The following is an 11,932-nucleotide window of genomic DNA, read 5'->3' as shown; positions in this document are numbered from 1 at the left end:
GCGACTATTTGTGAGTTAACAACTAAAAAATACTGTTAAAGAATACGTATTAAAATAACGTGTTTTTTGTTGAAAAGTTTCTACATTATGAGGTTAATTTTTAACATATATCGCATTAGAAACTGGTAAATTAAATGAATAAGTACCTACTGCCACGGGTATATTTTCTCCATAAAATTTAGATGTTTTAGAAAGTTTAGGTGTAGCTAATAGCCAATAGTATCCTTCTTTTTTTACTTTAAAATAATCGTCATTAATATTCGCAGCAAGTAAGGTTGCTTCTTTAGCATCGTTTGTTAGTGAATAATAAATAGCATAGCTTGTAAATTCTTCTGTTTGATTCCATTTTAATTTATTGTTTTTTAAGGAAACAGGTATGGGTGCATACTCTTGAAAACGCCATTTTGCTAACGTTTGAAAATACATGTCTTGATATATCTTCTGATATTTTTCATCAAAAATTAAGTTGTTCAACTCATCCGGATCTTCTTTAAGGTTGTACAATTGGTTTATAATACCATGCGTATAAATAAACTTATAATCGCCTTTACGCATCATTCTAGACGGAACATTTTTAGCCCCAGCTAACAATTCATAGTTACCTCCTCTAAATTCTGAATACACCACCCTGCTTTTTAACTCTTTTCCTTGTGTTAGTACCTCTACTAAAGAAACTCCTTGAGCGGTTTCTGGAGTGCTGCCATTAATTAATTCTGCCAATGTAGGCATTAAATCGATAAAACTGATTAAGGAGTTGTTGCGGGTATTTTGCTTAAATAATTTGGGGTATGATATAATAAACGGAATATTTACGGCTGCTTCATACATGTTGTGTTTTCCTCTTAAGCCGTGTTCAAACAAATGCTCGCCATGATCTGTGGTATAAATGATAATGGTATTTTCGTACAGTCCGTTTTCTTTTAGTGCATTGACCACTCTTCCTACCATATCATCCATTTCTGTGATACAAGCATTGTAAGCTGCCATTACGTTTTGTGCTTTTTGAAGATCTTTAGGTATTGCTGAATGTATCCAATTAGGTACCCACGGATATTTTCCCTTCACATGCCAATCGTTAAACGTTTTTGGTAATGGAAAGTTTGCAGGTGTGTGCATATCTAAATACCGCTGGGTTGTGGTAAAAGGCGCATGCGGTTTTTCAAAACCAATATGTAAGAAGAAGTTTTTACCATCTTCTGCTCTCTTATTGATAAACTCAACAGATTTTTTTGCCACCACCATATCAAAATTATCTTCTTCATTTTTAACAAGCGTTGGTTCGTAGTTTTCATTTAAATGCATCGACCCTTTATGGTATACTTTGCTGTACTTTTTAAATTGTCTGTAGCGCATGTAGGTATCTTCTCCAACTTCATCTTGATAATGACCTCCAGGGAAATAGGTGTAATATCGAAGACTCACCTCATCAAAACCCATATTGTTTCCTTCTTTGTGATCTTCATCTACATCTTTTTGCAACTCTCCGTGCACGTGCATTTTACCTGGCGACGCTGTTACATAATCTTGTTGTTTAAAAATAGCAGCTAAGGTAACGATATCTTCATGGTAACCCGTTTCTCTTAAATACCCACTACCTATGTTTTTAATTTTTCCATTGGGCATTTTTACTGGAGCCTTGTGATAAATAGCTCCATTTGCATACGGATACATTCCTGTAATTAACGATGCTCTGGCAGGCGCACAAACGGGTGCAGGTGTGTATGCATTGTTAAAAACAACTCCAGTTTTAGCTAAGGCATCAATATTAGGTGTTATCGATAATTTATTTCCATACGCACCTGTTTCCTTCAATTTATGCTGATCGGAAATAATAAAAACTACATTGGGTTTTTGTTGGGCTCTTGAAAAGAGCCCAATGAATAAAAGTATGTAAAAAATGGATTTTCTCATTGTAATGCCTGACACGAAAAAATACCATCTTCAACTTAAAATTACCCGTTAACATTTGTTATTTTTTATCTGGATATTCTTTCAATCAAAGATGGTATGCGCGTTCTTAATTTATATTTTCGTTTGAAGACGATTCAATCAAAGGTATTGGCCATGTGTAGTCTTCGGGTTGTCTTGCTCCAATAGTGTTTCCATAACTAACTCTACAATATTCATCGTATACACCCATTCGTGTTAAATCAAAAAATCGATGTCCTTCCATAGAAAGCTCTGCTCCTCGTTCTCTTAACAATGCGGTTCTAAAATCTTCCATAGACATTCCAGCCCCCTCAAAATTTTTCATATCAACACGATTTCTCAGTATGCTTAAATCAGCATTTGCCTGCGTTGGGTCTTGACTGATTTCTGCCAAGGCCTCTGCTCTCATTAAATACACATCTGCAAGTCTTATCACGTGCCAGTTTTGTTGGCTTGTATATTCTGTCGTTGCATCGGTATCTATATATTTAGAAGTATATACCACATCTATTCCCCCATCAGCAGCCCCTGTTGCGGTAACGGTTCTAAAGTAACCCGAGCTATTCGGTTTTATGACAAAGGTTTTAGTTTCATTTTGAAACTCTTTGATAATAGAGTTTTGGAATCTTTTATCGTACTTGTTTATATTTTTATTTATAAATTTAGGTTGGAACCTATTGGTTCCTCCCCAGCCACCTCCACTTAGACCGGCATTTCTGGGTGAAAACAAGTTCGAAACTGCGGTTCCTTGCCCTGTAATAGAAGACCCTTGAATCTCAAAAAGCATTTCTGCATTGTTACCATTGGTAGACTCAAAAATTTTCTTCCATCCATCTAAATCAGCAACTAATTGATAACCACTTTCTCCTAGCACTAAATCGCATTGTTCTTTAGCTAATTGATAGTATGAGGTTGCTGAATCTGTAAACCCTAAATATCGCTCATTTCCCATTACTCCAGCTTCAGCGGTTCTCTTAGAGGATGCTATTTGTATATATACTTTTGCTAGCATGGCATGGGCAGAAGCTTTGGTTACTCTTCCAATATTATTTTTATAGCCGTTTCTTGTTTCATTAAACCCCCAACAGTTTTCTGCAGCATGTTGAAAGTCGCTAATAATCACGTCATAAATATCTTGAATTGGTGAAACTGGCAATCCTGCTTCTCCTGGTTGAACTGGTTCGGTTCTTAGGGGTACCTCGCCAAAACATCTTACTAAGTTAAAATAATTTAGCCCTCTTAAAAATCGTGCTTCTCCAACAACTCTTGCTTTCAACTCTTCATTCATTCCTTCTATTTGAGGAACTCTTGCTATGACATTGTTGGCATCTTTTATTCCAATATAAATTTGTTCCCAGGTATTGGGCAAGTTTTGGTCTGTCGATGTAATGGTTCCTTTTCTAAAATTTCCATGATTGTCACTAGATCTCCCTTGATCTGATGCTGCAAATAGATTCGAAAGGTATTGTTGTCTATAATACCCAACTCCTTCCTTTAATTGTGCATAAACAGCATTTAAGGCAGCTAAAGCGTCTTTTTCATCTTGATAAAAAAACTCAGTTCCTATTTCTGTGAATGGTTCTTCTTCAAGAATGTCTTCACAACTTATAAAAAGTATTACACATAAAAATGTTACTACTTGTATAAATCTTGTCTTATGTAAAAAAAATGATTTCATACTACCTTTTTTAATAATTAAACTTTACTCCTAATGTATATGTTTTTGTACCTGGATATCCACCAAAATCGACACCTCTTCTTTGAGGGTCTTTGTTGTAGGTTTGTACTTCTGGGTCGTACCCTGGGTATTTTGTCCAAGTTACTAGATTCTGACCTGTAGCATACACTCTAAGGCTCGTCTTCTTTTTAAGTTTAAGTGTGTAGCCAATATTGAGGTTCTTTAATCGTACGTAAGATCCATCGAATATTTGCCTATCCGATACCAAAGCTCGCTGTCCTGGATCGATAAGAGGTGCTGGATTGCCTACGTTGGTAAGTTGTCCAACTGAAGGGTCGTACACAACATCTCCTGCAGCAGTAACACTCAAAGGCGCCTTCCAAGAATCTTTAAAGGATGTTACTAAACCATTTGTACTTTTTTGATTTCCTGTTAAGCCCCATGAATCTACCCAAAAAATGTCTCCTCCTTTTTGACCTGTAAACAACACCGACAAATCCCAGTTTCCAAAGGTAAAGTTATTGGTAATTGCCACGTTAAAATCAGGATTTGGATCGCCTATTTTTACATAGTCATCAAAATTAATTATTTGTCTGTCTAAAGGTTGTCCATTGGCATCTGTATCTACAGAATTGTTCCTATATTTTATTTCTCCAGGAGTAGCTCCATCAATACCACTGGCAATAGCCTCATCCCAGTCTTGATAAATTCCTTCGGTTTGCGCACCCCAGAAAATACCTAAAGGTTGCCCTTCCATAAACATGATTGGGTTTGCTTTACTAAATCCTACTGAGGGTCCTAGTTGAAATTCGAGGTTTGAATTTAATTTTACCAATTTGTTTCTATTCATAGAGAAGTTGGCAGAAACATTCCAATTAAATTCTTCGGTTTCGAAAAGAGTAGCACCAAGACCTAACTCTATTCCTTTGTTCTCAACTTCACCAAAATTATCTACGATGGTTTTAAAACCATTTGAGGGAGGTAATATTACATTTTGTAACAAATCATGGGTTCGTTTGTGATACACATCTACGGTTAGATTCAATTTAGAATCAAAAAGCCCTAAATCCATTCCTGCATTAAACTGATCGGTAGTTTCCCAAGTTAAATCATCATTTGCTAAATTCGATTCATAAAACCCTGTAACTAATTGATTATCAAAATTATACCTGATAGGCGTTAACAATGCTAATGACTGATAGGGTGCAATTGGATTACTTCCTGTTTTACCATACGATGTTCTTAACTTTAAGTTAGAGATTGTTTTTGAATTTCTTAAAAACTTTTCTTTTGAAATTGTCCAAGCTAAAGCAATTGATGGAAACCAAGCGCTTTTATTATTTTTGGCAAATTTAGATGACGCATCTATACGTGTGTTTACATCTAGGTAATATTTACCTTTGTAATTGTATCCAACTCTAAACAGACCAGAAAGCAGACCAAACTCTCTGAATTGAGAAATTGGCACTAACACATCTGTTGCCGATTGAAATGTGTAGTATTTGGTTACATCACTACCAAAACCGAAGGCTTTGTTATACATCGATCGGATATTATTTTTCTCAATCGTACCAACAAGACTCGCATCTATTCTATGTCCGTTAAAATTATTTCGGTAACGTAAATTTGCTTCTCCATAAATTTTTCTATTCTCTAGAAAAGCTTGTGTTGCTTCTCCATTATTTCTTCTTCCTCTAGTGGTATTTACTGGATAATAACTATCTCTGTTACTTTTTTGATAGTTGAAAGCTCCTTTTAAAATACCTGTTAAATTTGGTGCAATTTTAGCAGTAACAGATAGGTTTTGAATAAAGTTAAAAGATTCTTTCTTATCGGTTAAAAATTTTGCCAATGTATACGGATTAGACACCACATTATCTTCATTCAAATCTGCATAGATATCATCGTCTTGACCCGGTTCTAGAGTGCTAAAAATTGGTTGAAATTGTAAGGCTTGAGACACCACACCTCGTTGTAGAAATATTTGACCGTTTCCAACAGAGGAGGCGTTTCCAGTATTGTACGCAACATTAGTTCTTGAAATCAAGTCTATGTTGTCATTAAAAATTTTCTTTCTTCCATTAGCATTGAAAATTACCCTTTTATTACCTGTATTTACAATAACACCATCGATATCTTGCATTGCTAAACTCATGGAGAAATTTTTCTTCGCGTCTCCACCTCTATACGATATATTATAGGCACTAGAAGCTGCTATTCTATACACTAAGTCTTGCCAGTTATTATTAATTCCTGTGGAAGTAGCAAATGGTAAACTGAATGTTGCTAATTCTGGATAATTTACATCTGTAAATTCTTGAGAACCATCAAAATAGCCACCTACTCTTTGAGGATCGGTAAGATTAACATACAGTTGATTGAGGGCTCTTTGATTCATATACTCTTCGAATTGAGGACCATTCATAACATCTAATTTTTTATTTACCTCGGTTATAAAAGTATCTACTGTTATAGATAAGTTGTCTTCCCCACTTCTTCCTCCACTCTTTGTTGTAATAATGATAACTCCATTAGCTCCTCTTGCTCCGTACACAGCAGTAGCAGCAGCATCTTTAAGCACCTCCATCTTTTCTATATCATTAGGATTGAGGAAGCTAAGTGCACTTTGCGATTGTCCTGACGCTCCATTTCCTTGCGCATCCGTTAATGGATCAATAGGAATACCGTCAACTACATACAACGGTTGCGTTCCTCCTAGCATCGAATTCGTTCCCCTAATAGAAATACCGATTCCTCCACCTGGCTCAGAACTTTCACTTACAACCACCCCTGCCACTTGACCTTGCAGTAATTGCTCTACTTTAATAGATCTATTTTTTTCTAATTCTTGTGTTTTTACTTGACTAATGGAACCTGAAAGGTCTTTCTTAGTCACATCAAAGTAACCGACACTTACTACAACTTCATCTAACTGTGTTGTATCAGGTTGTAAAGAAACTTGTAATGTGGGTGAATTAACTACCACCTCTTGGGATTTCATTCCTAGATATAGAAATACAATTGTGTCTCCCTTTGTAGCCTTTAATTCGAACTTTCCATTAAAATCTGTTTCGGTTCCCTTAACTGTTCCTTTAATAAGAACCGAAACACCTGGTAGGGGTTCTTTTGTTTCTCCATCTATCACAGTTCCTTTTACCATCATTTCTTGTCCCATTAAGGTCAGGGGCAACAATAAAAGAAGTAGAATTAGTTTTTTCATGAGTTTATTATTTATTTTAAAATTAGTTTTTTGATCTCAATTGCTGTATTTGGTTTCTGAATGGCTACTATATACATTCCAGCCCTTAATTTTGAAACATTTATTTCTCCATCTTCTTCATATATAAAATCGTGCACCTTTCTTCCTCCTAAATCAAAAATTGAAATTTTGGTATCGTTCGTAAGCCCTGTAAATTTTATAATTGCTGAAGTCGGGTTTGGGTATATGAGAACCTTATCTTCTTCTTCACCTTCTTCACTTACTTCTCCTTCTTCTGGAGTTTCTTCTGTAGCGTTATCTTGCCATTGTTTCATTAAAAAACTAGCGGCATACCCCCAAGTACCATCTGGTTCGATCATCCATTTTCCGTCCATCCATTCGTACAGAAAATCAGCTTCGTACTGCTTACCTTTTTCCCAAGTGAATCCATCAGGAGCTCCTTGTTGTCCAGAACAATAAAAATTCCATAGATAAAAATTCGGAATTCCCAACCCAAGTGCAACACCTATGTATCTTCCGTACCTATTTTCGATTACAGATTGGTCGTTATTTTGATTGTAAGGTGGGTTCTCATTTATAGCAAACTCTCCAATTTGCACAGGAAAATTAGAGGCTAGTTCTCCTGTTGCTGTAGTAAAATATTTTGCTATTTCTAAACCTTTCCACATAGCATGACCATGTGGATTCTCGTCGTTGGTCCAACCACCATCGTAAGCAGACCAAGAAGTTAAATCGACTCTTGTTTTAGAAACTACATCTGATATCACAGACGGAATATCATCGTCCATCATGGTTTTTCGTGTACCATTGTCATTCCACCATAATTTATTAAACTCAATGGCATGGTATACTTTTGCTGTTGCACTTTGATATTCGTTTCTAGCACGTTCTATACCTCGTTGTCTTGCTCTAAACATTCTAGCCATCCCTTCAACACTCCATGCTATATCATTAGGAATGAGTGATGGATTTTTTTCCCACAGTACACCTTGACCACCACGCAGCATCCAATCACCTTCCCAATTTTGATATACGAAGGTTTTGTTCATAGAACCGTATGTGCTTAGTAGGTGTTTGGTTAAATCGTAAAATTGTTGTTCTTCATTCAAATAACTGGTATGGTCAACATCAGGTCCTTTTTTCCAATCTCCTTTGTTTTTTGTAGTTGTCCAGAATGTATGTGTTTTTATATGCTCTCTTTTGAATAAGGAATCTATGTATTGGTGTTGGGCGACATCTTTTAATGTTTTAAAATTTGGCCAGGTATGGTTGAAAGGATAGGCACTAAACATTTTGCCATTAATAGCGCTTAGTGTTGTTTTAACAGAGGTAGCCCCAAAAGACTTATAATTATCTAAGCCTTCTAATAAATAGGGTCTGTCGGTAAAATTATACCAACCTCCGATATGAGTTGAACCAAAAATATCTTTTATATGGCTTACGTCTATACCTTTATTTGGGTCATTTGCGTCAATAGCAGAGGTAATTTGTGCTTTGGTAGCAAGCGTACTTGAATAATGTTTCCTTAACTCCCCATTATTGGTAAAGTTAAAATTCTCTTTTAGTACACTATCAAAATCAACTCCTTTTCCTAACTTAAAAAGCCCGCCCTGTTCGATATTGAAATGAAACCCAGCTGCCTCACTTACAACACTTGAATCGCCTTCATTGATTGACTGCACGTAAAGGCTACCATTATTTGCTATGGTTAGTGAAGAGGAATCACCAGCAGTCGGGTTTTTTGTAAACAGACTTACGTTGTTGGCAATTACAACACCTTCGATAATTACATCTGATTTGGCAGTTTTAGAACTCCATTGATAGGTGCTTCCAGTAAAACCTAAATTTCCTTTAATATGTACATACGAGTATTGCTTTATCGTGGCATTTATTCTGTAATTCGACTTTATTGCCAAACTCTCATCTATTACTAGGTTGTAATGATCTATAATTAGGTTCTTTCCTCCTGAGGCACTTACTACATTCAACGATTTTGGATTGAAAAAACCCGACCCTGATATATAAGTGTTTTCTTGATTTAGTTTTAAGAATATACGACTATTGTATTCATAAATTTGACCGTCTCCAGTTTCTGATGCTTCATTTCTACCAGAAGAAAAAGTTCCTAAACAATAAATACTACCATTAATGCGCAAATCTTTGGCAAAATTTTCTGTATTGTGTCCCATTTGCAACACGGCTCCTTGTTGTACTCTTAAGTTCTTACATAAGTCTACAATCTTGCCCGAAGTAGCTCCCTGCACATCTATATAAACTACATGATTTCCTTCTACACTCACATCATCATTACCTGTTGGCACAACACCAGTACTCCATATTGCTGGATTACTCCAATTACCACTAGCAACGGTAGTAATAGCACCTGAAAAATCTGTGTTTTGATCGCTTATGAGTGACAATTGTGCGTATGTAGTTGACAGTGTTAAGCAAAAGCAAAGCACTATGAATATAGATTTATGAAGCGTAGTTTTTTTCATGGTTCTACTTTTTAATTTAAGTTTTGATTACATTACAGTACTTCTAAAACTTCCAGCGCCTTTTTTCTAAATTCTTCTGACGATGGATATACGTTATTTTCTTTTTTAAAGCTCTTTAGGTAGGAATTCATTTTCTTATAAAAATTTTGGTGTAAGTAATACAGCGGTCTTTTCTTACCTTGCTCATCAATCAAAGACATTTCTTTAGAAATACCATTTTTTTGATACTCATTATTGTACATCTGCCAATGAAGTGCAAACGGAATATTTAATTCTAAAGAAATCTTCATGATTTCTTTTGTTTCATCAAATTGTTTTTGAAAAGATTGTGGTTTTCGAATGTTTGCATGGTATCCGTACTCTCCCAAATACACTCTACGGCTAAAGGGTAAATTCTTTTTAGGCTTTAATTGTTTTTCTATAAAATTAAAGGCTTGTTCTAACGCTATTTTTTTCTCTTCATAGGTTTTATTCTTAATCAATTCATAACTTGAATATGAAACAAAGTCTACGTCGACTTTTGGTAAAATATCTTTCGTAATACAAGCTTTTCCTAGCATCCCTTTTTTGACTAAATTCACTTCGATGTAATGATACAAACAAACGTTGGTATGCTTCGTTTTTCTTTTAGCATCATCGATAGCTTTTTGTCTTATTTGAAACCATTTTAACATGTTATTAATATGATCTTTTGAAGGTGTCATATTTCTGTTAAAACCCTTGTGTAACAACCAATCTCCCTCCCAGTTTCCGATCATGAAAGTTTTACCAGAATTGTTGTATTCTTTCAAAAGGTAGGTCGCAAACTCAAACATTTCGTTGTACAGTTGTTTCTCTTCATGCTTGTTAATTCGTTGTTTCCATTTTACATCTGTTAGGGTGTGTACCCATGCAAAGATGTATTTGAAATCCATATCGAAAACTTCTTTGTAATCTGGAACGGCTTGAAATAGTTCTAACGTAGTTTCAACGTGATTTACCGACAATCTGTAGGATTTTGGAGACTTTTTACCTAAGGATATCTTTAAGATGTTCGATCCCATTCCTCGAATATGCTTGGCAATTTCGATCAATTTAGATTCATTCGTGAATTGATATTTTCCCGCTATACCATTGGTTCCTAAGACAAAATTATAAGGCTCTAACGGAACTATGCTGTCGTATTCAACTTGTTGGCTAAAAACCGAGTTTACAGCAAACAAAAACACTATGAAACAATACTTTCTCATCTTAGTATGTGGGGTTTAAACTTTTAAAATCTAATGCTTTTTTTCTAAACGTATCAAAAGAAGGCAACTCCTTATTTGTTACGGAATACTCTTTTAAAAACTGTTTAGCTTCTTTATAAAAATTATGATGTGTGTGCCAAATAGGTTGTTTCGTTCCTTTATCGTCAATCAGCCAATACCCTACTTGTTCTCCAGTTTCTTTTTTAATTTCATTGTTGTACATCTCCCAATACAAGATAAATGGTGTACCCCATTCTAAAGCCGTTTTAATGGTCCAGATAGACCTTAAGTTTTGCATGTCATCATCATAATGTATACTTGGGCTCCCATATTCTCCAATCCATACTCGTTTTCCTACGGGCAATCCTTGTTTAGGAGATAATTGTGACTCTAAATAATCGAGTGCTATTTTAAGGTTTTTATTTAAAGATGCTTCTTCTTTATAAGGGTTGGTAGCATCGTAAGAAGAATACGACACATAATCGGGGTTTACTTTCGTAACAATACTGTTCGCTACTACTTTTGAGTCCGGTTCGTTTAACGCTTTGGCTACCAAATTTACTTCTATATAATGATACACTTCTACATTATCGTACTCCATATCTCTTTTCGCATCATCAATCGCTTTTTGTCTTGTGTGCGCCCACTGCGTCATTCCTTCAAGCGTTTTTACATTAACGGGTTTTGTTCTATCGTAATCAGATCTTAAATGCCAATCGCCTTCCCAGTTTCCTAAATAGAAAATCTTTCCTGTTCCTTCGTAGGTCTTTAACAAATGCTTTGTGAAATTGTATACTTCTTTATACAAAGCCTCTTTGTATTGTTCAGGATATCCGTTGATGAATTTTATTTGGGTGGTATCATCTTTTTTACCCATTGGCTCTGGTGTGTATTGAGAAAAACCATAAATCCAAATATGATAATACTTAAAGTCCATGTCCAATACCTCTTTTACAGAAGGTTCAAGGGTAGCCAATTTTGTTAAGGAGGTAATTTTATCGTTCTTGGGTAAGCCATAATTTTCTGTACAATATCTGGGATGCATAGAAAATTTTAAAAGGTTCGAACCCATGTTCTTAATCTCTTTCGCTGTTTCTACCAACATGGTTTCCTCTGTAAACTGATATTTTGAACCTACCGTTTGAGTACCTAGGGCAAAATTATAAGACAAAATATTTTTTTCTATATCGCTATTTTGATTGGTTTTGCTTTTATTAAATGCATTTATTGACAGGTAAACTAAACCTATTGCTACAACCAGAACTGGAACATAAAATGCTTTTGATGTTTTCATCCTTCTTTTTGATAAATTTTAATACTGCAAATTCTAAAAAAAGGAACGAAAACAAGTAGAAAAGCAATTCAACTAGGTTTAAAT

At 35.2% G+C, this 11,932-nt stretch carries 6 protein-coding genes; all 6 read right to left on the bottom strand.

Features of this window, described 5'->3' with window-relative positions:
* Positions 1–93: 93 nt before the first annotated feature.
* Complete coding sequence (locus tag P8625_RS12995) at positions 94–1,911, bottom strand: sulfatase family protein (RefSeq protein WP_279650875.1); 1,818 nt, start codon at positions 1,909–1,911, stop codon at positions 94–96.
* A gap of 106 nt (positions 1,912–2,017) precedes the next feature.
* The gene (locus tag P8625_RS12990; RefSeq protein ID WP_279650874.1) at positions 2,018–3,607 is read right to left on the bottom strand and encodes a RagB/SusD family nutrient uptake outer membrane protein; all 1,590 of its coding nucleotides are present in this window, start codon (positions 3,605–3,607) and stop codon (positions 2,018–2,020) included.
* A 10-nt stretch (positions 3,608–3,617) separates the two neighbouring features.
* Positions 3,618–6,827: a SusC/RagA family TonB-linked outer membrane protein gene (locus tag P8625_RS12985; RefSeq protein ID WP_279650873.1), complete on the bottom strand. Its 3,210-nt coding sequence runs from the start codon at positions 6,825–6,827 to the stop codon at positions 3,618–3,620.
* Positions 6,828–6,838: 11 nt separating this feature from the next.
* Positions 6,839–9,325: a T9SS type A sorting domain-containing protein gene (locus P8625_RS12980; protein ID WP_279650872.1), complete on the bottom strand. Its 2,487-nt coding sequence runs from the start codon at positions 9,323–9,325 to the stop codon at positions 6,839–6,841.
* Positions 9,326–9,357: 32 nt separating this feature from the next.
* Positions 9,358–10,554 (bottom strand): hypothetical protein, encoded by a 1,197-nt coding sequence (locus P8625_RS12975; protein WP_279650871.1) that lies wholly within the window; start codon positions 10,552–10,554, stop codon positions 9,358–9,360.
* 1 nt (position 10,555) lies between these two features.
* Positions 10,556–11,848: a hypothetical protein gene (locus P8625_RS12970; RefSeq protein ID WP_279650870.1), complete on the bottom strand. Its 1,293-nt coding sequence runs from the start codon at positions 11,846–11,848 to the stop codon at positions 10,556–10,558.
* Positions 11,849–11,932 lie beyond the last annotated feature (84 nt).

Origin of the sequence: Tenacibaculum tangerinum (assembly GCF_029853675.1) — a bacterium.
GTDB classification, from domain to species: Bacteria; Bacteroidota; Bacteroidia; order Flavobacteriales; family Flavobacteriaceae; genus Polaribacter; species Polaribacter tangerinum_A.
The sequence above is the reverse complement of the archived record's forward strand: the minus strand, read 5'-3'. Positions and strand labels throughout refer to the sequence as shown.